The 23,912-nt window shown below is 74.4% G+C and carries 19 protein-coding genes; 12 read left to right on the plus strand and 7 right to left on the minus strand.

Going from position 1 to position 23,912, the window contains the following annotated elements; genetic code table 11:
- Positions 1–4: 4 nt before the first annotated feature.
- The 9 genes from AB0H64_RS00115 to AB0H64_RS00155 all read left to right on the plus strand — a co-directional run bounded on the left by AB0H64_RS00115 (position 5) and on the right by AB0H64_RS00155 (position 11,005).
- Positions 5–1,477, plus strand: a complete 1,473-nt coding sequence (locus AB0H64_RS00115; RefSeq protein WP_357617989.1) for an amidase — start codon at positions 5–7, stop codon at positions 1,475–1,477.
- A gap of 48 nt (positions 1,478–1,525) precedes the next feature.
- Positions 1,526–2,485 (plus strand): amidohydrolase family protein, encoded by a 960-nt coding sequence (locus AB0H64_RS00120; protein WP_357617992.1) that lies wholly within the window; start codon positions 1,526–1,528, stop codon positions 2,483–2,485.
- Positions 2,482–4,041, plus strand: coding sequence for a class I adenylate-forming enzyme family protein (locus AB0H64_RS00125; protein WP_357617995.1), 1,560 nt, complete (start codon positions 2,482–2,484; stop codon positions 4,039–4,041). The genes AB0H64_RS00120 and AB0H64_RS00125 overlap by 4 nt, the downstream gene beginning before the upstream one ends.
- 112 nt (positions 4,042–4,153) lie before the next feature.
- On the plus strand, positions 4,154–5,587 hold the full coding sequence (locus AB0H64_RS00130; protein ID WP_357617998.1) for a gamma-aminobutyraldehyde dehydrogenase: 1,434 nt from the start codon (positions 4,154–4,156) through the stop codon (positions 5,585–5,587).
- 85 nt (positions 5,588–5,672) lie between these two features.
- On the plus strand, positions 5,673–7,226 hold the full coding sequence (locus AB0H64_RS00135) for an ABC transporter substrate-binding protein (protein ID WP_357618001.1): 1,554 nt from the start codon (positions 5,673–5,675) through the stop codon (positions 7,224–7,226).
- A gap of 2 nt (positions 7,227–7,228) precedes the next feature.
- The gene (locus tag AB0H64_RS00140) at positions 7,229–8,176 is read left to right on the plus strand and encodes an ABC transporter permease (protein WP_357618004.1); all 948 of its coding nucleotides are present in this window, start codon (positions 7,229–7,231) and stop codon (positions 8,174–8,176) included.
- Positions 8,173–9,039, plus strand: coding sequence for an ABC transporter permease (locus AB0H64_RS00145; protein ID WP_357618007.1), 867 nt, complete (start codon positions 8,173–8,175; stop codon positions 9,037–9,039). Before AB0H64_RS00140 ends, AB0H64_RS00145 begins: the two co-directional genes overlap by 4 nt.
- The gene (locus tag AB0H64_RS00150) at positions 9,036–10,070 is read left to right on the plus strand and encodes an ABC transporter ATP-binding protein (protein WP_357618010.1); all 1,035 of its coding nucleotides are present in this window, start codon (positions 9,036–9,038) and stop codon (positions 10,068–10,070) included. Before AB0H64_RS00145 ends, AB0H64_RS00150 begins: the two co-directional genes overlap by 4 nt.
- Positions 10,067–11,005, plus strand: coding sequence for an ABC transporter ATP-binding protein (locus AB0H64_RS00155; protein ID WP_357618013.1), 939 nt, complete (start codon positions 10,067–10,069; stop codon positions 11,003–11,005). Before AB0H64_RS00150 ends, AB0H64_RS00155 begins: the two co-directional genes overlap by 4 nt.
- A gap of 60 nt (positions 11,006–11,065) precedes the next feature.
- Here the strand turns inward: AB0H64_RS00155 and AB0H64_RS00160 are convergent, their stop codons facing one another.
- Positions 11,066–11,734, minus strand: a complete 669-nt coding sequence (locus tag AB0H64_RS00160; protein ID WP_357618016.1) for a DJ-1/PfpI family protein — start codon at positions 11,732–11,734, stop codon at positions 11,066–11,068.
- Between the two features lie 54 nt (positions 11,735–11,788).
- Between AB0H64_RS00160 and AB0H64_RS00165 the strand changes: the two genes are divergently transcribed.
- Complete coding sequence (locus tag AB0H64_RS00165) at positions 11,789–13,306, plus strand: GMC family oxidoreductase (RefSeq protein ID WP_357618019.1); 1,518 nt, start codon at positions 11,789–11,791, stop codon at positions 13,304–13,306.
- A gap of 61 nt (positions 13,307–13,367) precedes the next feature.
- Here the strand turns inward: AB0H64_RS00165 and AB0H64_RS00170 are convergent, their stop codons facing one another.
- On the minus strand, positions 13,368–14,528 hold the full coding sequence (locus tag AB0H64_RS00170; RefSeq protein ID WP_357618021.1) for an amidohydrolase family protein: 1,161 nt from the start codon (positions 14,526–14,528) through the stop codon (positions 13,368–13,370).
- A gap of 95 nt (positions 14,529–14,623) precedes the next feature.
- A complete protein-coding gene (locus AB0H64_RS00175) occupies positions 14,624–15,025 on the minus strand; it encodes a hypothetical protein (RefSeq protein ID WP_357618024.1) in 402 nt (133 codons plus the stop codon).
- A gap of 187 nt (positions 15,026–15,212) precedes the next feature.
- Here AB0H64_RS00175 and AB0H64_RS00180 point away from each other — a divergent pair, with 187 nt between their 5' ends.
- A complete protein-coding gene (locus tag AB0H64_RS00180) occupies positions 15,213–15,365 on the plus strand; it encodes a hypothetical protein (protein ID WP_357618027.1) in 153 nt (50 codons plus the stop codon).
- Between the two features lie 63 nt (positions 15,366–15,428).
- Here the strand turns inward: AB0H64_RS00180 and AB0H64_RS00185 are convergent, their stop codons facing one another.
- Together AB0H64_RS00185 and AB0H64_RS00190 are read right to left on the minus strand one after the other, a co-directional pair.
- Positions 15,429–18,833 (minus strand): phosphodiester glycosidase family protein, encoded by a 3,405-nt coding sequence (locus AB0H64_RS00185; RefSeq protein WP_357618030.1) that lies wholly within the window; start codon positions 18,831–18,833, stop codon positions 15,429–15,431.
- Between the two features lie 84 nt (positions 18,834–18,917).
- Positions 18,918–21,122: a hypothetical protein gene (locus tag AB0H64_RS00190; RefSeq protein ID WP_357618033.1), complete on the minus strand. Its 2,205-nt coding sequence runs from the start codon at positions 21,120–21,122 to the stop codon at positions 18,918–18,920.
- 514 nt (positions 21,123–21,636) lie between these two features.
- Between AB0H64_RS00190 and AB0H64_RS00195 the strand changes: the two genes are divergently transcribed.
- Positions 21,637–22,278, plus strand: coding sequence for a hypothetical protein (locus AB0H64_RS00195; RefSeq protein WP_357618036.1), 642 nt, complete (start codon positions 21,637–21,639; stop codon positions 22,276–22,278).
- A 110-nt stretch (positions 22,279–22,388) separates the two neighbouring features.
- Here AB0H64_RS00195 and AB0H64_RS00200 read toward each other — a convergent pair whose 3' ends face one another.
- Both AB0H64_RS00200 and AB0H64_RS00205 read right to left on the minus strand, forming a co-directional pair.
- On the minus strand, positions 22,389–22,817 hold the full coding sequence (locus tag AB0H64_RS00200; RefSeq protein ID WP_357618040.1) for a pyridoxamine 5'-phosphate oxidase family protein: 429 nt from the start codon (positions 22,815–22,817) through the stop codon (positions 22,389–22,391).
- Positions 22,818–22,869: 52 nt separating this feature from the next.
- Complete coding sequence (locus AB0H64_RS00205; protein WP_357618043.1) at positions 22,870–23,871, minus strand: NADP-dependent oxidoreductase; 1,002 nt, start codon at positions 23,869–23,871, stop codon at positions 22,870–22,872.
- Positions 23,872–23,912 lie beyond the last annotated feature (41 nt).

A 23,912-nucleotide genomic window follows, 5' to 3' on the forward strand; every position in this document is an offset into this window, starting at 1 on the left:
CACGATGACCGAGACCGCCCCGCGACCCGCGCTGAGAGAGCCGGTCGGCACCGGGCCGGAGGGCTGGCCCACCGCCACGGAGCTGGCCGGGCTCATCGCCGGGCGCCAGGTCAGCGCCCGCGAGGTCCTGGACGGCTACCTGGACCGCATCGACGCGATCGACCCCGCGCTCAACGCGTTCTGCCACGTCGCCCACGACGAGGCCCGGCGGGCGGCGGACGAGGCTGACGCCCGCACCGCCCGGGCCGCGGAGACCGGCGAGCCGCTGCCGCCGTTCCACGGGGTGCCCACCGCCATCAAGGACCTGCACCCGGTGCGCGGCTGGCCGCTGTGCAGCGCGTCGAACGCCGTCGGCCACCAGGTGATGGCCGACGACGCGCCGGCCGTGAAGGCGCTGCGGCGGGCGGGCTTCGTGTTCCTCGGCGGGACCACCTCGCCCGAGTTCGGGACGGTGTCGGTCACCGAGTCGGCCCGGCACGGCGTCACCCGCAGCCCCTGGGACCTGGGCCGCAGCCCGGGCGGTTCCAGCGGCGGCGCGGCGGCGGCCGTGGCGGCGGGGCTGCTGCCCGTGGCGCACGGCTCCGACGGGGCCGGCTCCATCCGCGAGCCGGCCAGCTTCTGCGGGCTCGTGGGGATGAAGCCCAGCCGCGGGCTCGTCCCGTCCGACGCGCACTACATGGAGGGCTTCGCGACGGAGGGCGTGCTGTCGCGGACCGTGCTGGACACCGCGGCGATCCTGGACGAGCTGGCGGCGGCCCCCCGCACCGCCTGGTACGCCGTGCCCCGGCCCGAGGTGCCGCTGCGCGAGCGGGCCGGGCGCGACCCGGGGCCGCTGCGGATCGGGCTGGTCATCCAGCCGGCCTTCCCCGCGGAGGTGGACCCCGCGGCGGTGGCGCTGGCGCGCCGGGCGGCCGACCTGCTGTCGGATCTCGGGCACGAGGTGGTCGACCACCGCATCCCGGGGCTGGACCCCGAGTGGTTCACGCCGAGGTTCGACCTCCTGTACGCCACGGGCTCGGCCGACACCCCGGTGGTGGACGAGGAGGCCGTCGAGCCGCTCAACCGGACCCTGCGCGCGGCGGCGCGCCGCACCGACTCGCTGACGTACGTCACGACGGTCCTGGAGATGCAGTGGCGCTCGGCGCAGATGTACCAGGCGTGGGACGAGGTGGACGTCGTGCTCACCCCCACCAACCCGGTGCTCGCGCCGGGCGAGGGCGCGCTGTGGGAGGGGCAGGAGGCCGACCCGTGGCTGCCGCTGCGGCGCGCCGAGGAGACCGCGTCCCTCACCGTCCTGGCCAACCTGCTGGGCCTGCCCGCGATCTCCGTCCCGCTGGTCGAGCAGGACGGCGGCCTGCCCCTGGGCGTGCAGCTCGTCGGCGGCAGGTGGCAGGACGGCACGGTCCTGTCCCTGGCGGCCCAGCTCGAACGCGCCCACCCGTGGCGGCACCGCCGGCCCGGCGGTCTCCCGCTGTGAGCGCCGGCACCCCGACACACCCCTTCCACCCCACCCGGAGGAGCACCCATGGATCTGACCGCCCCCACGACGGTCATCGACTTCCGCGTGCGCGTGCCCAGCGCCACGCGGCCCCCGCTGTCCGCGGGAGGCGAGGTCTACACGCAGTACGAGGCGGTCCTGGACATCGGCGACGGCTGGCACAAGGACATGGACACGCTGCTGGCCGAGCTGGACGAGGCGGGCGTCGGGCACGCCGTCCTGCACGCCGAGTACGAGCACGGCGACTACGCCGACGCGCTGAACGAGGAGGTGGCCGAGCAGGTACGGCTGCGGCCGGACCGCTTCTCCGGCTTCGGCACCGTCACGCTGGAGCCGCTGACCGTCATGCGGGCGGTGCGCCAGGTCGAGCGGGTGGCCGCGCTGGGCCTGCGCGGGATCAACGTGCAGCCGTCGTTCTTCGGCCACGCGATCGACGACCGGCTGCTCTACCCCGTGTACGCCAAGGCGACCGAGCTGGGCCTGGCGATCGCCCTGCACACCGGCGTGAACTACTCGCGCCGCCACCCCATCGAGGGCGAGCGGCCGGCCCGCCTGGACCAGGTGGCCTGCGACTTCCCCGAAGCCACCCTCATCGCCTGCCACGGGGCTTGGCCGTGGGTGCCCGAGATCGTCGCCGTGGCGCGGCGGCATCCGAACGTGCTCGTCGACTTCGGCGGCCTGGCCCCCAAGTACCTGGGCGTGGCGGGATCGGGCTGGGAGACGATGCTGCGCTTCATGGACAGGGTGCTGCGCGAGCAGGTGCTGTTCGCCACGGACTGGCCGGTGTTCCCGCACCGGCGGGCGCTGGAGGAGTGGCACGGGCTCGGCCTGCGCGCGGAGACCCTCGACGCGCTGCTGCACGGCAACGCCGCGCGGCTGCTGGCGGCAGGAGCCGGTCGCGACGAGGTGGAAGGCACCGGGCATGATGTCCCGAAGGATCGGGCCTCCTCGGAGCCGGAGCCGAGCCAGGAGGAGGTGGCGGTGTGAGCGTCCCCCGGTTGCCGCGCATCACCGACTACGTCCACCACTGGGCCGAGCGCCGCCCGGCGCGGGAGGCCCTGGTGGGCGAGAGCGACCGCTGGACGTACGAGCGGCTGCGCGACGAGGTCGACCGATGCGCCGCCGCGCTGCTCGCCGCGGGTGTCCGGCACGGCGACCGGGTCGCCCTGCTCGGCCACCCGGAGCCCGAGTCGTTCGCCGTGTTCCTGGCGACGGCGAGCATCGGCGCGATCTGGGTGGGGCTCAACCCGAAGTACACGCTCGCCGAGCTGTCCCACGTCGTCGCGCACAGCGGCCCGTCGGTGCTGTTCGGCATGCTCGGGCCGGACGAGCCGGGACAGGCCGCGACGCTCGACGCGCTGCGCTCGCTCGCCCCGGCGCGGGTGGTGACGCGCGGCGCCGAGGTGCCCGGCCTGTCGTCCTCCTACGAGGCGTTCGCCCGTACGGGCGAGGCGGTGCCCGCCGAGCTGCTGGCGACCGCGCGCGCCCAGGTGGGACCGCTCGACCCGGCGGCCATGATCTACACCTCGGGCAGCACCGGCAGGCCGAAGGGCGCGCTGGTGCCGCACGGCGGGCTCGCGTTCTGCGGGGTGGTCCAGGCCGGCCGCTGGTACGGCGACGCGCCCCGCAAGCTGTGCGATCTGCCGCTCAACCACATCGGCGGGCTCGGCGACATCAGCACCTCCGTCCTCACGGCCGGCGGCACCGTGGTCTACCTGCGCCGCTTCGACCCGGCCGGGGCGCTGCGCGTGGTGGAGCGCGAGCGGCTGACCCACCTGTACTGCATCCCGACGCAGCTCCTCGCCATGGTCGGCACCCCCGACTGGCGCGAGCGCGACCTGAGCTCGCTGGAGTACATCCTGTGGGGCGGCGCCGCGGCCCCGCTGAGCCTGCTGGAGACCCTGTCCCGCACCGGAGCCAGGCTGGCCACCAGCTACAGTCTCACCGAGTCGACCGGCTCCGTCACCTACACCGATCCGGACGACCCGCTGGATGTGCTGGCCTGGAGCGTGGGCCGGGTGGACCCGCACTACGAGGTGACGCTGCGCCGCCCCGACGGCCAGGCCGCCGCGCCCGGCGAGTCCGGCGAGCTGCTGGTACGGGGCGACTTCATCACTCGCGGCTACTTCCGCGACCCGGAGGCCACCCGGGCCGCGATCGACGGCGCCGGCTGGCTGCACACCGGTGACCTCGCGGTGGAGGAGCCCGGTGGCCACATCCGGCTGGTCGGCCGTCTCAAGGAGATGTTCAAGTCGGGCGGCTACAACGTCTACCCGCGCGAGGTCGAGGTCGCGCTGGAGGAGCATCCGGCCGTGGCGCTCGCGGCCGTCGTGGGCGTGCCGGACGAGCGGTGGGGCGAGGTGGGCCACGCGTTCGTGGTGCCGCGCGGCCCGCTGACCGTGGGCGAGCTGCGCGACCACGCCCGCGCCCGGCTGGCCAACTACAAGGTGCCGAAGGTTTTCCGGCTGGAGGGCGAGCTGCCGAAGCTGGCCATCGGCAAGATCGACAAGGTGGAGCTGCGCCGCCGCGCCGCGACCACCTGACACCGTTCCGGCCGGCGCCGCCCCCACGCGAGCGCCGCCTCCTGACGATCCCCCGGCGGCCCCGGCCGCCTCTTTCCCCATGATGCGCGTTCCCCTCTCACGGAGACCCCACATGTCAGACATTCCAGTCCTGCGTAACGTCATCGGCGGCGAGCTCGCCGATCCCCTCGGCGGCGAGACGGCGCCCGTGCTCGACCCCTCCACCGGCGAGACCATCGCCCACGCTCCCCTGTCCGGCCCGGAGGACGTCGGCCGGGCCGTGTCCGCGGCCCGCGCCGCGTTCCCCGGCTGGTCCGGCACCACCCCGGGGCAGCGGGCGCTGGCGCTGCTCAGGCTGGCCGACGCCGTCGAGGAGCACGGCCCGGAGCTGGCGGCGCTGGAGTCGGCCGATGCCGGCAAGCCGCTGCACGTGGTCCTCTCCGACGAGATCGGCACCATGGCCGACAACCTGCGCTTCTTCGCCGGCGCGGCCCGCTGCCTGGAGGGCCGCGCAGCGGGCGAGTACGTCGAGGGCTACACCTCGATGATCCGCCGCGAGCCGGTGGGCGTGGTCGGCCAGATCACGCCGTGGAACTACCCGATGATGATGGCCGTGTGGAAGCTCGGCCCGGCGCTCGCCGCGGGCTGCACCACCGTGCTCAAGCCGGCGCCCTCGACCCCGGTCACCACCCTGCGCCTGGCCGAGCTGGCCGCGCGGATCCTCCCGCCGGGGGTGCTCAACGTCGTCGCGGGCGGCAACGAGCCGGGCGCCGCGCTGGTCGAGCATCCCGATGTCGACCTGGTCTCGCTGACCGGGTCCGTGGAGACCGGCCGGTGGGTGGCCGCGCACGCGGCCGGCACGCTCAAGCGGGTCCACCTGGAGCTCGGCGGCAAGGCTCCGGTCGTCGTCTTCGACGACGCCGACCTGGAGCACGCGCTCGACGTGATCGCCGGCGCCGCCTTCTACAACGCCGGCCAGGACTGCACCGCGGCCACCCGGGTGCTCGCCTCGGCCCGCCTGTACGAGGACGTGGTGGCGGGGCTCGCCGTCCGGGCCGGCAAGCTCGTGATGGGCGGCACGCGCGACCCCGGCACGACGCTCGGCCCGGTCAACAGCGCCCGCCAGCGCGAGCGGGTGGCGGGCTTCCTGGACCGCCGGCCCGCCCACGCCGAGGTGGTCGCCGGCGGCCGGGCCGTCGAGGGCCCCGGCTTCTACCACGAGCCCACGGTCGTCGCGGGCCTGCGGCAGGACGACGAGCTGGTGCGGCGGGAGGTGTTCGGCCCGGTCGTGACGGTCCAGCCGTTCTCCGGCGAGGAGGAGGCGGTGACGCTGGCCAACGACACGCCGTACGGGCTGGCGGCGTCGGTGTGGACGCGCGACGTCGGCCGTGCCCTGCGGGTGGCCAACGCGCTGCGCTGCGGCTGCGTCTGGATCAACGACCACGTGCCGCTGGCCTCCGAGATGCCGCACGGCGGCTACAAGCAGTCCGGCTACGGCAAGGACCTGTCGGCGTACGCGCTGGAGGACTACACGAACGTCAAGCACGTGATGGCCAGCCTGCGCTGATCCGCGTCCCCAGGCCCCCGAACCCCTCGACATCCCGCTCACGGAGCCCCTAAGTTTATCGAACGCTCGAAATATGGTGATGGTCATGGCACGAATGAGAGCCGCTGGATCCCTCCTGCTGGCAATGGCCCTGCTCGTGGCGGGGTGCGGCGGCGGCACCGACCCCGGCGGCGGCGGGGCCGGGGTCGGCGGGGCCGGCGAGAACGCGAAGCCCCGGCGCGGCGGCGCCCTCACGATCCTGCGCGCCTCCGACATCGACGGCTGGGACCCCGACAAGGCGATCCAGCTCTCCACCTTCCAGACCCTGCCCCAGGTGATGGAGGGCCTGGTGCGTCCCTCCGCCGACGGCCGCTCGATCGAGCCGGGGCTCGCCGAGAGCTGGAAGCTCGACGCCAAGGCCAAGACCATCACCTTCAAGCTGCGTCCCGGCCTCACCTTCAGCGACGGGCGGCCGCTCACCTCGGCCGACGCCGCGTTCTCCGTCGAGCTGTGGCGCAAGGGCCTGTCCATGGGCACCCTGTACTCGGCGATCACCGGCACGGCCACCCCCGACCCGCGCACGCTGGTCGTGCGGATGAGCCGGGCCAGCACGTTCACCCTGGCCTGGCTCGGCAACGGCTCCTCGGTCGTCGTGCCGAAGGACTTCGGCGGGCGCGGCCGGGCCGACTTCTTCACCCGCCCGGTCGGCGCCGGGCCGTTCGTCGTGGCCTCCTACCAGCCGGGGCAGCGGATCGTGCTCGAACGCAACCCCCGCTACCACGACCCCGCCCTGCCGTACCTGGACCGCCTCGTCTACGACGTGGTCTCCGACCCCAACCAGCAGCTCCTGCGCTTCCAGAGCCGCCAGGCCGACGCCATCGAGGCGGTCCCCCTCGACCTGGCGGCCCAGATCCCCCAGGAGGAGCGCCTCGTCGTCCACCCCTCGGCGACGATCCACGGCATCTTCGTCAACGCCGCCAGGAACCCCGGCTCCGACATCCACTTCCGCCGCGCCGTCAGCCTGGCCATCGACCGCGGCCGCTACATCCAGGCCGTCTTCGGCGGGATGGCCGCGCCGGCGACCGGTGGCCTGCCCCCGAGCGTGCAGGGCTCCGTCGGCTGCGGATGCGCCTACCAGACCGGGCTGGAACTCGCCCGGCAGGAGCTCGCGCGCTCGTCCTACCGGCCGGGCGCCAAGGTCGAGCTGGTGGTGGACGCCACGACGCCGTTCTCCACCCGCGCCGGTGAGACCGCCGCGGCGCTGCTGCGCGACGCCGGCATCGAGGTGGACCTGCAGAAGCTGGAGGTCCAGGTGCTCGTCGACCGGCAGGCCAAGGGTGCCTACGACCTGTCGCTGGGCGAGGTCGGCAGCGTGTCGCCGACCGTGGGCGACATCTTCGGCCTCATCGTGGCCACCGGCGGGCTGTACTCCGGGCTGCCGATGAAGACGATCTCGGACGCGTTCGACCGGATGGACGTGGCCACGAACGACGAGGAGCGGGCCGAGGCGGTGCGCGTCGCCGAGACGTGGATCCACGACAACCTGCCCTACATCCCGGCCGCCTTCCCCGACCGCCTGTTCGCCGTGTCGCCGAAGGTGAAGGGGCTCACCGTCACCCCCTTCCTGTCCTACCCGGCCCAGCTCCTCTGGGCGGGCTGACCGTGTCCGCCGGACGACTGCGGTTCGTCGCGGTCAGACTGCTCCAGGCGGTGCCGGTGCTGGCGGCCCTGCTGCTCATCGTGGTGCTGCTCCAGCACCTCATGCCCGGCGATCCCGCGCGGGTGCTCGCCGGGCCCCGGGCCACCGCCGAGCAGGTGGCGCGGGTCCGCCACGACCTCGGGCTCGACCAGCCGGTGCTCACCCAGTTCTGGAGGTACGCGGTCAACGTCGCCGAGGGCGAGCTGGGCCGCTCCAACCGCACGGGGACGCCCATCGCGGACGTCCTGCGCGAGCGGGCCGGGGTGACCGCGTGGCTGCTGGCCGGCGGCATGCTCGTCAGCCTGCTGCTGGCGGCGCCCGCCGCGCTGCTCATGGCGCTGCGGCCCCGGTCCCGGGCCGCCCGCGCGTGCGCGCGCTCGCTGACCGTGCTCGTCAACTGCCCGCCGTTCTGGATCGGCCTGATGCTGGCCTCGGTGCTGGCGCTGCGCACGGGCTGGCTGCCGGTCGGCGGCTTCGGCGAGGACCTCGGCCAGCGGGTCCGCTCCATGATCCTGCCGTCGGTGACCGTCGGGCTGGCGGCCATGCCGCTGCTGGCCCGCAGCGGCGCCGCCAGCCTGCGGCAGGTGCTCGCCGCCGACCACGTGACCACCGCGCGGTCGCTGGGCCTGTCCGGCCGGCAACTCGTGCGGCGGCACCTGCTGCGCAACGCGCTGCCGCCCGCCGTCACGCTGCTGGCCGTGCAGGCCGCGGCGCTGCTGTTCGGCGCGGTGGTGGTGGAGCAGACGTTCGGCCTGCCGGGGCTCGGCGCGGAGATGGTCGGCGCGGCGAGCCAGCGGGACTTCCCGGTCGTGCAGGCCCTCACGCTGGTCTTCGGCACGGCCATCATCGTGATCAACCTGCTCGCCGACCTGGCGGTCGCGCTGCTGGACCCGAGGACGACCTGGCGATGACCCCTTCCCTGACCCCTCTCCCGTTCCCTCCGTCGCCCCGTGCCGCGCTCCCTCGGCGCGCGGCCCGCTGGGCGCGCTCGTCCCGGCCCGTGGCCGTCCCGCTGCTGGCGGTGATCGTGCTGGCCGCGGTCCTCGCCCCGGTCCTCGCCCCGGCCGACCCCGCCCGGCTGACCCTGGAGCAGCTCCAGCCGCCGAGCGCCGCCCATCTGCTGGGCACCGACGCGCTCGGGCGGGACGTGCTGTCCCGGATGCTGTTCGCCCTCCGCACCGACCTGCTGCTCATGGTCTTCGCCGCGGGCCTGCCGATGCTGCTCGGCACGCTCGTGGGCGCGGTGGCCGCCTACTACGGCGGCATCCTCGACGCGGCGCTGCGCTGGACGGCCGACATCCTCCAGGCCCTGCCCGTCTACGTGCTGCTGATCGCGTTCGTGTTCGTGCTCGGGCCCGGCACGTCGTCGCTGCTCGTGGCGTTCAGCGCGCTCGGCTGGGTGGTGTACGCGCGGCTGATCCGCACCGAGGTGCGGCGGGTGCGCGAGCGCGAGTACGTCTCCGCCAGCCACCTCCTCGGCCTGTCCCACGCCTCGGTGCTGGTCAGGCACGTGCTGCCCAACGCACTGCGCCAGTCGCTGGTCTACCTGGCCACCGACATGGGGATGGCGCTGCAGGGCGTCGCGGTGCTGTCGTTCTTCGGGCTCGGCGTCAAGGCCGGCACCCCGGAGCTGGGCGCCATGGTGGCCGAGGCGCAGCTCTTCCTGCGCAGCCACTGGTGGCTCGCGGCGTTCCCCGGCCTGGCGATCATGATTCTCGGCTCCTGCGTCGCCGCCCTCGGCGACCGGAGCGGCGACGCGGAGGTGACCCGATGAGCGCGTACCCCCTGCTGGAGGCCGAGCGGCTGCACGTGACGGTGCGCAAGGACGGCGCGGCGCTGACCGTGCTCGACGACGTGTCCTTCGCCGTCGGCGCCGGGCGGTGCCTCGGCGTCGTGGGCGAGTCGGGGTGCGGCAAGTCGCTCACCCTGCGGGCGGTGATGGGCCTGCTTCCGCCGGGCGCCGAGCGGACGGGCGGCGAGGTGCGGCTGAGCCCCCGGGACGGCGCCGCCCCCGTCCCCGTCCCCGCCGGCGGCGCCGCGGGCGCCGGGCTGGCCATGGTGTTCCAGGACTCGCACGCCTCGCTCGACCCGACCATGCGCGTCGGGACGTTCCTCACCGGCGTGATCCGCCGCACCGGCCCGGCCCGTTCGGCAATCACCAGGGCGGCTGCCCGGAGGCGGGCCGTGGAGCTGCTGGAGGCGGTCGGCGTGCCGGACCCGGAGCTGCGCTTCCGCGCGTACCCGCACGAGCTGAGCGGCGGCATGCGCCAGCGCGTGGCGATCGCGCTGGCGCTCGCCACTGAGCCGCGCGTGCTGCTGTGCGACGAGCCGACCACGGCGCTGGACGTGACGCTCCAGGCGGAGATCCTCCGGCTGCTCGACGCGGCCCGCGCCGAGCGGGGGCTCGGCCTGGTGTTCGTCAGCCACGACATCGGGGTGGTTCGGCAGGTCGCCGACGTGGTCGCGGTCATGTACGCGGGCCAGGTCATCGAGGCCGGGCCGGTGGAGGAGGTGCTCGCCCGCCCCCGTCACCCGTACACGCGGGCCCTGCTGGAGGCGGCGCCGGCCCTCGGCGGGCCGCGCGGCCGGTTCCGGCCCATCCCCGGCACGCCGCCGTCCCCGGCGGACTACCCGGCGGGGTGCCGCTTCGGGCCGCGCTGCGCCCGCCACGACACGGCCTGCTCGGTCACCGTAGGCGGCCTGGACGCCCGGCTCCCCGGCCACCGCTCGTCCTGCGTCCACGACCCGGCCGGGCCCGCGGACGGAGCACCGCGAGGCGGCGCCGCGGACGTGGAGGTCCGATGAGTGCGATCGTGCGGGTGGACGGGCTGGTCGTGGAGCACTCCGTACGGACCGGGCCGTTCCGGCGGAGGCGGTTCCGGGCGGTCGACGGGGTGGACCTCGCCCTGGCCCGCGGCGAGATCCTCGGGCTGGTGGGCGAGAGCGGCTGCGGCAAGTCGACGCTCGCCCGGGCCGTCGTCGGCCTGGCCCGGCCGTCCGCCGGCCGCGTGCTGCTCGACGGCGTCCCGGTGCGGCCCCGCCGGCCGCCGGACACCCGGCGCCGCGTGCAGATGATCTACCAGGATCCGGGCTCCTCGCTCGACCCGCTCCGCACGGTGGCGTGGACCCTCGCCGAGCCGCTGCGCGGCCGGCTGCCCGCCGACCGGGTGGCTCGGCGCGTGGAGGAGCTGCTGGAGATGGTCGGGCTCGGCGCCCGGCACCTGCGCGCCCGGCCCGCCGAGCTGTCGGGCGGCCAGCGGCAGCGCGTGGCCATCGCCCGGGCGCTCGCCGTGGAGCCGGAGGTGCTGGTCGCGGACGAGGCCGTGGCCGCGCTGGACGCCTCGGTGGCGGGCGCGGTGCTCAACCTCCTGCTCGACCTGCGAGAACGGCTCGGCCTGGCGGTGCTGTTCATCTCCCACGACCTGGCCACGGTGAGCGGGCTGTGCGACCGGGTGGCCGTCATGTACCTGGGGTCCGTCGTGGAGGAGGGGCCGGTGCCGGAGGTGTTCGCGCGCCCCGGCCACCCGTACACGCGGGTGCTGCTCGACGCGGTGCCCTCGCGGGAGCGGCGGCGCGTGGTCGCGCGGGCGGGTGAGCCGCCCAGCCCGTTGCACCTGCCCACGGGCTGCCGCTTCCACCCGCGCTGCCCGGTGGCGACGGACCTGTGCGGCGAGCAGGCCCCGCCCGAGACGGCGCGGGACGGGCTTCGGGTGCGGTGCCACCTGCCCTGGTCGTCGTGAGGCCCGCGTGGGCCGGCTCCCCCCGGCAGGGGGAACCGGCCCACGCGCCCGGCCCTGCCGTTACCGGTTCGCCGAGCCGGTGAGCTCGGCCCAGGAGGGGCCGTACGAGCGGCGCATCACGTCCGTCATGAGCCGCACCACCTCGACCGGCGCCTTGCGGACCGACCCCGCGTCGTGCGGCGGCTGGGGGTCGTACTCGATCCCGAGCTGCACCGCCTGCGCGTAGGCCGCCCCCTCCAGCCGGTCCACGACGTGCAGCGCCATGTCGATGCCGGACGACACCCCGGCCGCCGTCATGACCTTCCCGTCCTCCACCACCCGCTCGGGCACCGGCTCGGCGCCGAAGCGGCGCAGGCTCTCCAGCTCGTACCAGTGCGTGGTCGCGCGCCGCCCCTCCAGCAGCCCGGCGGCGCCGAGCAGCAGCGAGCCGGTGCACACCGACGTCGTCCACCTGCTCGTCTCGTACGCCCGGCGCAGCCAGGACAGGATCGCGTCGTCGCCGAGGAACCGCTGGGTGGTGCTGCCGCCGGCGACGACGACCACGTCCGGCCGGTCCATGCTCTCCAGCGGCTCGGCCGCGAGCGCGAACCCCGGCTGGTCGGCGGCACGCGTGCCCGGCGTGCCCGCGACGAACCGCACGCGGACGTCCGGCAGCCGGCTGAGCACCTCGAAGGGGCCGGTGGCGTCCAGGGCGGTGAACCCGTCGTAGACGAGGATGGCGACGTCCATGTCCGTACTGCTCCCTACGTTGATTTTATCGATTGTTCGATTAAACTCAGCTTCATGGTAAGCCTTGGTAGCCCCTCTGACCAGCCCGTGCGCGCGGACGTCGCGGTGCTCGGCGGCGGTACCGCCGGCGCGGTCGTGGCCGGCCGGCTGATGGAGCGCACGTCGCTGTCGGTCGTGATCGTCGAAGCCGGCCCCGACTACGGGCCCGCGGACTCAGGACGGTGGCCCCGCGAACTGCTCGACAGCACGACACTGCCCACCACGCACGACTGGGGCTACCGAGGCGCGGCCGCGTCACCCGGGCGGGAGCTGCCGTTCGAGCGGGCCCGGGTCGTCGGCGGCTGCTCCTCCCACAACGGCTGCTCCCAGACCGTCGGCCACGCCGACGACTACCGCGCGTGGGGCCTGTCCTGGACCTCCGGGTCGCTGGCGGGGCTGATGGAGCGCGGCGCGGCCAGGCTGCGCGTGCGGCGCGACCGGGACGACGAGCTCACGCCGTTCCAGGCGGCGGCGATGGAGGCCATGGTGCTGGCGGGGATACCGCGCACCGACGACCTGGACGACCTCTTCGGCGGCGCGGGCTGCGGCCCGTCACCGGTGAACAACCCCGGCGGGATCCGGTGGAACGCCGGGTTCGCCTACCTCGACCCGGTACGCGGCGAGGAGCGGCTGCGCGTGCTCGACCACGCGCTCGTGGACCGGCTGGAGCTCCGCGGTTCGGCCGTCCGCCGGGCCCACGTGCGGCGCGGGGGCCGCCGGGTCGTGGTCGAGGCGGACCGGTTCGTGCTGTGCGGCGGCGCGTACGGCAGCCCGGAGGTGCTGCTGCGCAGCGGCGTGGGCCCGGCTGACGAGCTGCGCGCGCTGGGCGTGGAGGCCCGCCTCGACCTGCCCGGCGTGGGACGCAACCTGCACGACCACCCCATGGCCGAGCTGCGCTTCGCGGCGGGCGAGGAGCTGGCGCGGCGGCTGGAGGAGTACGCGCGGGTCCGGCCGGTGCCCGACGAGCAGGTGATCGGCAAGGCGCTGTCGCCGGGCGGGCGGGCACCCTACGAACTGCACCTGCTGCCCTGGACGGGCGCCGAGGCGGGCGGGTGGACGTGCGTGCTGCCCGCCGCGTGCCTGACCCCGCGCTCGCGCGGGACGCTCCGGCTGGTGTCCCGCGATCCCGACGTCAGGCCAGTCATCGACCACGCCTACCTGTCGGACCCGGACGGAGCCGACCTGGCGGCGCTGCGGGCCGGGGTCGAGCTGTGCCGCGCCATGGCCGCCTCCCCGGCGCTGGCGCCGCTGCTCGGGAAGCCGCTGGACTCCTTCAGCGCCGATCCCGCGGCGGACGAGGCCGACCTGCGTCGCGTCGCCGCCCACTACTGGCACCCGGTGGGCACCTGCGCGATCGGCGCCGACCCGGCGGCGGGGGCGGTGGTGGACGCACGGGGACGGGTGCACGGCAGCGACAACCTGTGGGTGGCCGACGCCTCGGTCATCCCGGTCGTGCCCCGGGCGACCACGAACCTGCCGGTGGTGGCGCTGGCGGAGCACCTGGTGGACGAGCTTGTCCACGAGCTGACCTAGGGGCGCCGGGGTGCCGGCCGGCCATTGGGCTCAGGGCGGGGCCGCTCCCCGGCCCGGCGGGTCATCGGCGGGGGCCGGTCAGGCCGTAGACGCGGGCGGCGTTCTCGGCGCCCACCATGGACGCCACCCTCGCCGCCTGCCCGGCCGACCACTCCCCCTCCGCGACGAACCCGCCCAGCACCCGCGCCGTCGCGCGCCGCCACAGCGTCGCGCCCAGGTGGTGCAGCTCGGCCGGCCCCCAGGCGTCGGAGGAGAACAGCAGCTTGGCGAACGGCGCCACCTCCAGGCTCTCGGCCACCAGCGCGGCGGCGCGGGCGCCGGTGTAGGTGACGCCCAGCCCCACGTCGAGGTGGACGTTCGGGTAGGCGTGGGCGAGGTGGCCGGCGTTGCGGTGGTACGGGTAGCAGTGCAGGAGCATCAGCGGCACCCCGGTCGGCTCGGCCCGCTCGATGAGCCCGCGCAGCAGCAGCGGGTCCGCCCGGCGCAGGTCCACGTCGGGGTCGCCGAAGCCGGTGTGGAACTGGAGCGGCAGGCCCCGTTCGAGCCCCGTCCAGATGAGATGGCGCAGCAGCACGGGGTCCGTGACCCTCCACCTCGCGTCCCTCGCGCCGCCCGCCTCCGTCTCCGCCAGCCAGCGGCCGGCCGCCTCGGTGACCTCGGCCGCCGAGGGCGGGGACGGGTCGAACTCCAGGCCGTGACGGTAGGCCACGACGGTCTTCAGGCCGCGCGCCGTACGAGACCGCTCCCCCAGGGCCTCGGCGAACCGCCGCGCGAACGCGCCCGCCCCGCAGCCGGACGCGGCCACCTGCTCGGCGACCTGCTCCAGCCGCACCACCTCGTCCACGGGCACGCCGGTGACCTCGGCCATGCCGGCCGGCCCCAGGATCTCCTCGCCCCGGTAGCCGGTCTCCAGCAGGTAGTGGCCGACGCCGGCGGCGCCGAGGAGCCGCCGGTTGACCTCACCGGCGCCCAGCCGGGCCCGGCGCGCCAGGTACTCCTCGGGCGAAGGGTGCGGGTCGAGGCCCAGCGCGGGGGCGCAGTGCCGGAGGATGGCGTGTCCGAGCTGCGAGTCGAACGAGGTCATCCAGCCCGGCACCGGCCGGTCCGACTCGGTGATCAGCTCCTCGAACGCGCGGCGGGACAGGTCGCGGGCGGTGGCGCCGTGGACGTGGTGGTCCACCAGGGGCAGGTCGTCGATGATCTCGGCGAGGTCGGCGGCCATCGGCGCTCCTCCGCTGGTTCGGCACCGCTCCGCTGCCGCCGTACCCGCCGGTCACCCGCCCCATGCCACCGGGCGGCTCTCCTGTGCCGCGGGCGCTACCTGACCTTGATCGTCGTCGCCATCCCTCGCATGCGGTGCCGGTCGACCGGGCACCACAGGTGGTACGTGCCCTTCCGCAGTTTGACCGACAGCGACGTCCGGCCGCCGGGCGGAATGATCGAGGACGTCGCGGCGACGTGAGGCCCTCTGATCGACAGAGCGTGCGGTGCGTGGCCGACGTTGCGGATCCGGAACGTGTGGGCGCCGGGATCGAGTCGGTGCGTCGAGAGCGCCAGATGGAACTCCGACTCCGTCACCACGACGGTGGTGCTCGCCCGAGCCTGCGCCGGGGGCGCCGCCGCCCCGATCGTTCCCCCGTATGCCGCGAGCGTCACCGCGGCGACGACGAGTCCCGCCGCCGGGCGCCGCGCGCCTCCGTGAAGGAGCGCAACAGACATGATCGCCATCCCTTCATCGCGTGGATCGATGACAGCCATGGCAAGCCGCCCCGTCCTTGCCCGGCCCCGCGTCACGCTATCCCCACGGGACGTCCATCACTGGGCACGGACCGGGTCACCAACACCCCGGTTCGCGACTTTGCGGGTAGGTAGGTCCTGCACGCCTCGGTTGGGGGGAGGTGCGGCGGTGCTGACGGAATTCGATACCGCCCTGCTGATTCCGATCGGCGTCCTGCTCGTCGTGATCGCCGTCCTCAAGATAGAGAACGCCCTCACCGCCCGGAACGAGCGCCGGAACCGGAGAGATGCCGGCGGCCCTTCCGGCGAGGACGGCCCGTGACCCGTTCAGGCCCGGTGACCCGTGCGAGGGCGCCCGCCGTGCGGGACGAGCGCCCTCGCGGAGTCAGGCGGCGGCCTTGGCCGAGATCGCGACCGTGGCCTGGCGGGTGACGCCGCTGACCGTGACCGCGACCGTCACCTGTCCCGCGCGCCGCGCCGTCAGCGTGCCCGTCTCCGGGTTCAGCACCGCCACGTGCCACGGCTTGGCCGTACGGGCGGGGCCGACGTGCAGGTTGGGCGAGCCCGACCAGGCGGCCGACACCGGGTAGGAGGCCGGCACGGCCCGCGTCCCCTGCGTGACCTCCGCCGTGACCCGGCCGGAGCCGCCCGGGGCCAGCGTGGCGGGCGCCGTGAGCGTGAGCTCGTCCACGTGCGGCCGCACCTGCGTGCCGATCCAGGCCGGCGCGTCCACGAACCAGTTCCGCCTGACCTGCTCGGCCTCCTTCGGCGTCACCGGGTCCACGCCCCACAGCGACCAGCCGGTGAACCCGCCGTCGTCCGCGGAGGTGGCGGGGTTCTTGCCGGAGTTGCCGTTGATGAAGTACGGCACCGCGTCCACCCGCGAGGCGTGGAAGGTGCCGACGTGCGCGCCGATGTAGGCGGCGCCCTTGCCGGTGGTCCGCTGGAAGTCGGCGAGCCACTGCTCGACCAGCGCGGCCTCCTTGCGGTCGCCGAGCTGGCTGCCCTTGCCGGGCGTGGGGTCGCGCGGCGGCACGTGGAACAGCACCGCCACCGACCCGACCGAGACGTCGCGGGCCGCGGCGTCGAGCTGCGAGCGCAGCAGCGCCACCTGCTCGAAGCCGCCGCCGCGCAGGTTGAGGCGCGAGGTGTCGAGCGTGATGAACCGGGTGCCCTTGTGGTCGAACGTCCCGTACGTGTCGCCGAACACGGCCTTGAAGTTGTCGATCTTGCCGCCCATCACCTCGTGGTTGCCCGGCACGTAGTGGTACGGCAGGCTGCCGCCCAGCTCCTCGTCCAGGATCCGCTTGGCCAGCGCGAAGTCCTCCGGCGACGCCTCGTCCACGAGGTCGCCGTTGATGATCAGGAAGTCGGGCTTGGCGGCCTTGATCTCGCGCAGCGTGCGGCGGGCGTTGCGGACGATGTCGCTGTCGGGGTCGCGGGCGACGAACTGCGCGTCCGACATGACCGCGTACCGCCACGGCATCGCCGCCACGTCCGGCCTGACCACCGGGTCGGCGACCTGGGCGACGGCCGGGGCCGACACGGACGGCGGCACCTTGGCGACGAGCCCGTCGATGAGGATCTCGTTGGTGTACTTCGTGTCGGCGCGCGTCTCGGCCACGTAGAAGCGCCGCAGCCGCAGCGGGTAGTTGACGCCCGCCGGCACGGTGAACTCGACGTACTTCCAGCCGGTCCACGTCAGGTACGGCCCACGCAGGATCTGCGACTGGCCGAGCGCGTCGTAGAACTCCAGGCTGGGCCACTCCCCCTTGCCGGTGGAGTTGATCCACATCCCGAACCCCTGCGGCTGCCCCGGCACCACGATCTGCTGGGGCGGGCTGGCGTACGCGGCGCGGGTGGCGGTGGACTGGCTGAAGTCGTAGGACAGCTTGAGCCCGCCCCCGCTCTGGCCGGTCGCTGCCGACAGTGAGCCGGTGGCGCGGGCGGCGGCGAACGTCCAGGACGCGGCGTCGTCGAACCCGGCGACCGGCTTGTCCTCGAACCCGACGGTGACGGGCACGGCGGCGCTGACCTGGCCCACCTTGGCGGTGATGAGCCCGGAGCCGGTCTCCTTCTTCGCCTTGACCGTGAAGTAGCCCTGGTCGGCCGGGGTCACCTCGAACAGGTCCTTGTCGTACGACAGGGACAGGTCGGCGGGCTCGATGGGCGCGGAGTTGCCGTTGCGGTCGTAGCCGACGACGCCGAACGAGGCGCTGCCCGAGGCGCCGGGCAGGCCGACGCGGTCGGTGGTGAGGCCGAGCCGCTGGAGCGGCTGGAGCACCGTCAGCTCCAGCGTGCCCTTGGCGGCGCCGCGGGAGGCGGTGACGGTGGTCCGGCCGGGCACGAGCGCGTGGAATCTGCCGTCGCGGACGACGCCGTGGACGGCCGGCTCGGAGCGCCAGGACGGGGTGCCGGCGGCCGGGCCGTACGTCTCGTCGTAGCCGGCGGCGGTCAGCCGCCTGGTGAGGCCGGGGAAGACGCGGTCGGGCCGGCCGCCCGCGACGGGGCCGGTGCCGGGCACGCGCGACGGGTCGCCGGCGGTCTCCAGCCAGAAGCCCTTCAGCTTGCCGCTGCCCTCGGGCGCGAACAGGGCCAGGCCGTTGGGTACGTGCCGCTCGCCGCCGTCGGACGGGCTGTTCTCGACCTGGGCGGCGGCCTGGCCGGGCTCGCGGGCCAGCAGGGTGGAGGAGCCGCCGCCGTCCAGGTTGAGGGCGTTGGCGGCGCCCAGCTCGGCCATCATGGCGGCCAGCTCGTTGAGGGTGACGCCGCGGCTGTCGGCCTGACGGCCGTCCACGGTCAGCAGGTACATCTTGCGGCCGTCGGCGGAGAAGCCGACCGCGGTGCGCGGGTGGGCGGCCGGGTCGGACGAGGTCTGCACGACGCCGTCCTTGATCAGCACGTAGTTGCCGCCGACCGCGGCCTTGAGCGTGCTGCCGTCGGACGCCTTGGGCCGGTACGCGACGTCCACGTGGTCGCCGGCCTTGAGCGCGGCCAGCGCGGCGGCGCCGGCGTCACGGCCGAGCAGGACGGTGGTGCCCGCAGGGACGGCGCCGGTGCCGGCCGCCTGTCGTACCTCGGTGACGACCCCGTCCACCAGCACGACCTCGGTGACGGCGGAGGCGCCCTCGACGGCGCGGGCCCGCGTGTACGAGCCCCACAGCGGCGTGAACAGGCCCACGCCGTCCTTCTGGATGACCTGGTTGAACTGGGTGAGACTGATCGGCGCGCCGCCCGAGGGAGTGGCGGTGCCCTCGAAGTACGCCTTGAGGACGCGGCCGACACCGTCACCGGTGATGGCGACCGCGTTCTCGTGGCCGGCCACGGGCGACTGGATCAGGGTGCCGTCCTGGACGCCGACGCCCTGGGCGGCGCCGGAGGCGTTGATGTCGAAGAAGTCGCCGTTGACGGCGGCGACGGCCCGGGCCCGCCCGGCCGGGCCGGACAGCGGCTCGGTCCTGGTGACCTCGCCGGAGTACACGTAGTCGGCCTTGGCGCTGCCCAGGTCGGCGGTGAGGGCGTCGCCGCGCAGCCAGCCGAGCGCGTCGTAGCGGTCGAACGAGGTGAGCGAGACGCCGGGGGCGACGGGCCTGGTCCGCTTGTCGGTCTCCAGCCGCTGGGTGGCGGTGGTGGAGGTGGCCGCGGCGTCGGCGAGCAGCGTGGAGGCGGGGGTGTAGGACGACGCCTTGAGCGCGTCCTCGGCGGGAGCTTGGGGATCGGCCTGCGCCGGGACCGCGACACCTAAGAGGAGCACGGACGCGGCGGCGGCCACGTAACGGAGGGTCTGCACGACCGAACTCAATCGCTCGTGGCTATAACTTTCAAGACTTGGCAATGAACTAAAAGAAAACTTCAGGAGCGAGGGCGCGGGCGCTCAGGCCGGGGTGGGGGCCGCTCCGCGGCGCTCCACGCTCTCCGCGCTCTCCGCGTCCGGCCCCGCCGCCACGTCCGCCGGCTCGGCGGCCTGCGGCGATCGCAGCCCCGCGTACAGGACCAGCGGCACGGCCAGGGACACGGCCATGGACAGCACCGCCGTGCCGGAGTCGTTGACGAGCATGCCCACCACGCCGCTGACCAGCGCGCCCACCAGGCCGGCCCGCAGCATCGGGGCCCGGGCGAACGCCTGCGGCACCAGGCCCGCGCTCACCTTGGCCGGCCGCAGCAGTGCGAACACCAGGAACGCCAGCCCGACGATCACGATCGGCATGAGGTTGGGCGAGAGCATGGTGTTGAGCATCGCGCCGAGCTTGCGGCCGATCATGGGCAGGAACGTCCCGTCGATCACCTGGCCGACGAACCGGCCGAGGTGCGTCTGCGCCGCGACGGGCCGCGTGTGGTCCAGGATCGCGATGATCGACACGGCCACGCCGCCCAGCACGCAGAACCCGGCCAGCTTGACCACCGACACCCGCTTACCGGCCACCAGCATCGCCGTCACCGCGATCCCGGGCACGAACGCGATCACGCCGCCGAAGTCGCTGCCCACACCGGGCCAGCCGGCCAGCAGCATCGCGATCAGGCCGAGCGTCGAGACCAGCGCCACCGCGACCCGCCTGCGCCCGACGCGCACCAGGTGGTCCGCGGCGACGGCGGTCACCATGAGCACGGCGGTGGCCAGCAGCGCGAACGGGATGTTGGCCAGCCCGTAGTAGCGGCCGCCCACCACGGCGGTGTAGCCCATGAGGCTGTTGAACTGCAGGGTCGTACCGCTCAGCAGGTCGCCGACCAGGGCGGCGGCGGTGACGCCGGCGACCACGGCGGGCGGCCCGAGCGGGTGCCGCCGCCACGGGCCCGCCAGGGCCGCCGCCACGATCAGGGCGGCCAGCCCCAGCACCCCGCCGACGAGCGCCGCGGCCGGCACACCGGCCCGCACCCACGGCAGCAGGTTCACCAGGTACGTGGAGACGGGGATCGAGGCGACGGCGAGGGCCGCGACGCCCACCGCGTAGGGCCGCCTGCGGCGCGTCAGCAGCAGGTAGGCGACGACGTAGAACGACACCTGGACGACGGCGAACCCGGTGAAGAACAGGCCGGTCGTGGAGCGCACCGTGGTGCCGGTCAGGTCGGCCTCACGCAGGTGGGCGGCGGCCTCGCCGAGCGGCAGCACGCTGCCGGGCCGCCATGGGACGCCGACGACGGCCGGCGGCGCCTCGATGCCGGCGGCGGCCAGCACGGTGGGCGTGATGTCGGGCAGGATGACGATGTCCTCGCGCCGGGTCGAGGTGGTGCCGAGCAGCGCCCCCGGCTCGGCCCCGGCGCCCTTCCACATCGCGACGCGCAGGTGCGGCACGGTGCCGTGGTCGCCGATGCCGGCCAGGACCACGTCGCTGCCGGCGGGCACCTTGGCGAGCGCCTCGCCGACCTTCGCGTCGGCGGCGCGCGCCGCCTCCGCGCGCCGTGCCGGGGTGAGCGCCTCGGGCTCGGCGGGCAGCCTGCCGCCGGAGAGGTACGGGGTGATCAGCTCGTCCACGTCCACGGCCGTCACCCGGCAGCGGGTCCAGTCGGCCAGCGCGGCGGGCTCGGGCGCGTACACGTCGACCTTGCCCTCCAGATCGGCCAGGGCGAGCGCCGCTCCCCCGCCGACCGCCGCCGTGCACTGGCCGGCGGCGTGCACGGCCTGGCCGAGCGTGCCCGCGTACGCGCCGTCGCGCAGGGCGCGCACCTCCTGGAACCCGGGCACGACCGCGCCCTCGCCGCTGACCTGGGGCTCGGGCGGCAGCCCGCAGCCGTGGCCGACCGCGGAGCGGACGCCGGACGACACGGTCAGCCAGCCGTCGTACGGGCAGGCGACGGTGCCGACGGTCTTGACCGACACCGAGCCGAGCGCGCTCTGACCGGCCAGCCGCCACAGGTTGGGCGTGCGGGCCGGATCGAGGTCGTCCCAGTGCAGGCCGGGCACGCCGACGAACACGACCCGCCGCTCCTCCGCCGTCCCCGCCGGACCCGTCGAGAACGCCGTCGTCTGCGGCGTCCGCGCCACGTCCATGACCTCGGCGACCTCGGCCACGGCCGGCTGTGCCAACCACAGCGTCGTCGCGGCAGCGAGCAGCAGCGCCCACCTCACCGTCGGTGCCCCCATCCGGATGAGGAGCCCCGTGCGGCTGTGGCAACCCCGGCCGCCGCCCGGTGCTCAAGTCGAGAAGTGTCGGCAACGTAGCACGGGCCCGTCTCCGGGCGCTCTCCTTTTCGATCTCTGTGATCGTGCTGTCGGCCTTGGGTTCTCATGGTGGCGAGGACGCCGCCGCGGACCGTGCACGCCTCGCCGATGACCCGGCATCTCCCTGCCCGGAGGTCTCCGACCAGCTACCTACCCGGCAGTCCGCCCGCAGAACCGATGGGTGGCCTCAGCGCGCCTGAAGGAGGGTGGACGGCGGGGCCGGGCGCGAAAAGATATACCCATTCATTCGGGTCGGCGGTGCGGTGGCCACGATGCGTACGGCGGGCACATCCCATCACTGGCGCTCACGCGGTCTGCGGCGCAGACTGGAAAGACGGCGATCCGTCGAGTTGGAGCACCCGTGGACAATCACCTTGATCTCATGCCGGTCCTGTCCCGAGGGAGACATCGCAACCCGAAGCGCGGTGCCTGCTTCATGGAGCTGGCGTCCTATCTCGCCGGCGAGCGGTGGAGCGACCACCCGGCCTGCACGCATCCGCTGCTGGCCGCGCTCGCCCGCCTGGTCAACGACAACACGAACGACGACAAGCGGGGTGAGCTCATCGGGCTCGTCCCGTCCATCATCGGCCTGGCCAGCGACGACCTGCGGGTCGACGCCCGGATCGCGCTCAGGTGCGCGACGACGGCGCTGCCGGTGGCCGCCGCCGAGCGGCAACTGGCGCTGGCGGTGTCCGTGCTGGCGGCCGAGGAGATGCTGTGCCGGCTCGACGGGGTCCCGTCGAGCCGGATGGGTGAGCGCAGCGAGTGGGCGATGGCCCAGGTGCCGCGCGCGGCCGAGCAGGCGAGGAACTTCAGCCGGGCGGCCCGCATCACGGAGAAGGGCTTCCGCCGCTACGCCGCGCCCAACGCGGTGCAGCTCTCGGTGGTGGGGATCGTGCAGGCGTGCATCCCCGACCCGGACACGCTGCTGCGGGAGCTGCTGACGGGGGCGATCGCCGACTGCTCGGCGCTCATCCACGGCGTCGCCCTGCCCGCACCCCGGCACGCCGCCGAGCCGGGCCCGGGACGAAAGGTGGCGGACCGGCCGGCGCGGCCGTTCCTGCGTACCGGCCCCTGAGGCCCCTGCGAGCCCGAGGCGAATCCACGAAGGCGGGGGCGCAGGAGCGCAGGGATCGCTGCGCCCCCTTCACGGTCACTCGGTGAGGGCCGATGGCGAGCTCGCTGACGCTAACCGCTGAATTCCTTGCCGAAGTCGAAGGTTCGCCAGCGCTCGGGACGCACGCGCACGGTGACCATCGTCCGCACGTACTCCTTGATGCTGCCGAAGAACCGCTCGCCTGCCTCGGAGCCGAGATAGCGGATCGACCATCCGCGGTACTCGTCGGCATCGGTCGGCTCCCAGCCCACAACGGTCCCTTCGATGGAGACGTACTTGTACGGCATAGCCTCTTGCTGGGCGGTGAATCCGACCTGGTGTGCTTCGCGGATCAGGGCCATCTTGGCGCTGTCGGGGCTCGTGGCGAAGGTGAGTTCGCCGCCGGGCCGGTAGCCGTACCAGATGGGCACCACCAGGGGTGGCCGCCCGTCCGCACCGGCCACGCTCAGCACTCCGATGTGCGTGCCGGCGAGGAAGCTCTCCCGCTCGGCCGTGGTCATTTTCGTGGACATGGTCCGTTCCTTGATCTCTCGTTGGCCGGGAGGCGGCGGGTCAGAGCTTGACCAGCATCTTGCCGACGTTGCCGCCGCGCATCATGTCGAGAAAAGCGGCGGGCGCCCGCTCGATGCCCTCGGCCACGGTCACCTCGGTGTGCAAGGAGCCGTCCGCCAGCCAGCCGGCCGCCTTCGTGATCCATTCGGGGAACAGGTGGAAGTAGGAGTTGATCAGCATGCCGCGCAGGGTGGCGTCCTTGGCGGCCAGGGTGAACAGGTTGGCCGGGCCGGGGACCGGCTCGGTGGCGTTGTAGGAGCTGATCGCGCCCACCATCGCGATCCTGCCGCCGTGACGCAGCGCGTCGATCGCCGCCACCAGATGGTCACCGCCCACGTGGTCGACGTAGACGTCGATGCCGTCGGGGGCGGCCTCGGCCAGCTGCTCGGCGACCGCACCGGCGCGGTGGTCGATCGCGGCGTCGTAGCCGAAGTCCCGCACGAGCTTCTCGGCCTTCAGCGTCCCGCCCGCGGAGCCGATCACGCGGGAGGCGCCGAGCTTGCGGGCGAGCTGCCCGGCGATGCTGCCCACCGCCCCGGCCGCCGCCGAGACGAGCACCACGTCGCCCTCCCGCACGGGGGCCACGTGGGTCAGGGCCGCGTAGGCGGTCAGCCCGGTGGTGCCCAGCACGCCCAGCCACGCCTCGGCAGGGGCCAGGGTGAGATCGGCGACGGTCACGGTCGCGGCGTCCACCGCGGCGTACTCGCGCCAGCCCGCGAAGTGCACGACGGTCGCGCCCACCGGAACGTCGGCCGAGCGCGAGGCCACGACCTCGCCGATCGCCGAGCCGTCCAGGGGCGCGCCGAGCTGGAACGGCGGCAGGTAGGACTCGGCGTCGTGCATCCGCTCCCGCATGTAGGGATCGACCGACATCCAGGTGTTGCGGACCAGGACCTGGCCCTCGGCCGGCTCGGGCAGGGCGGTGGTGGCCAGCTCGAAGTTCTCTGTGCCGGGCTCGCCGAGGGGGCGGGCGGCCAGGCGGATCTCACGGTTCACGGTCATGGTGGTGTTCCTCATTCGATGCGGGTGTCCTGTGCTTCGGC

The sequence above is a fragment of the Nonomuraea sp. NPDC050733 genome (genome assembly GCF_040654215.1).
Taxonomy (GTDB): domain Bacteria; phylum Actinomycetota; class Actinomycetes; order Streptosporangiales; family Streptosporangiaceae; genus Nonomuraea.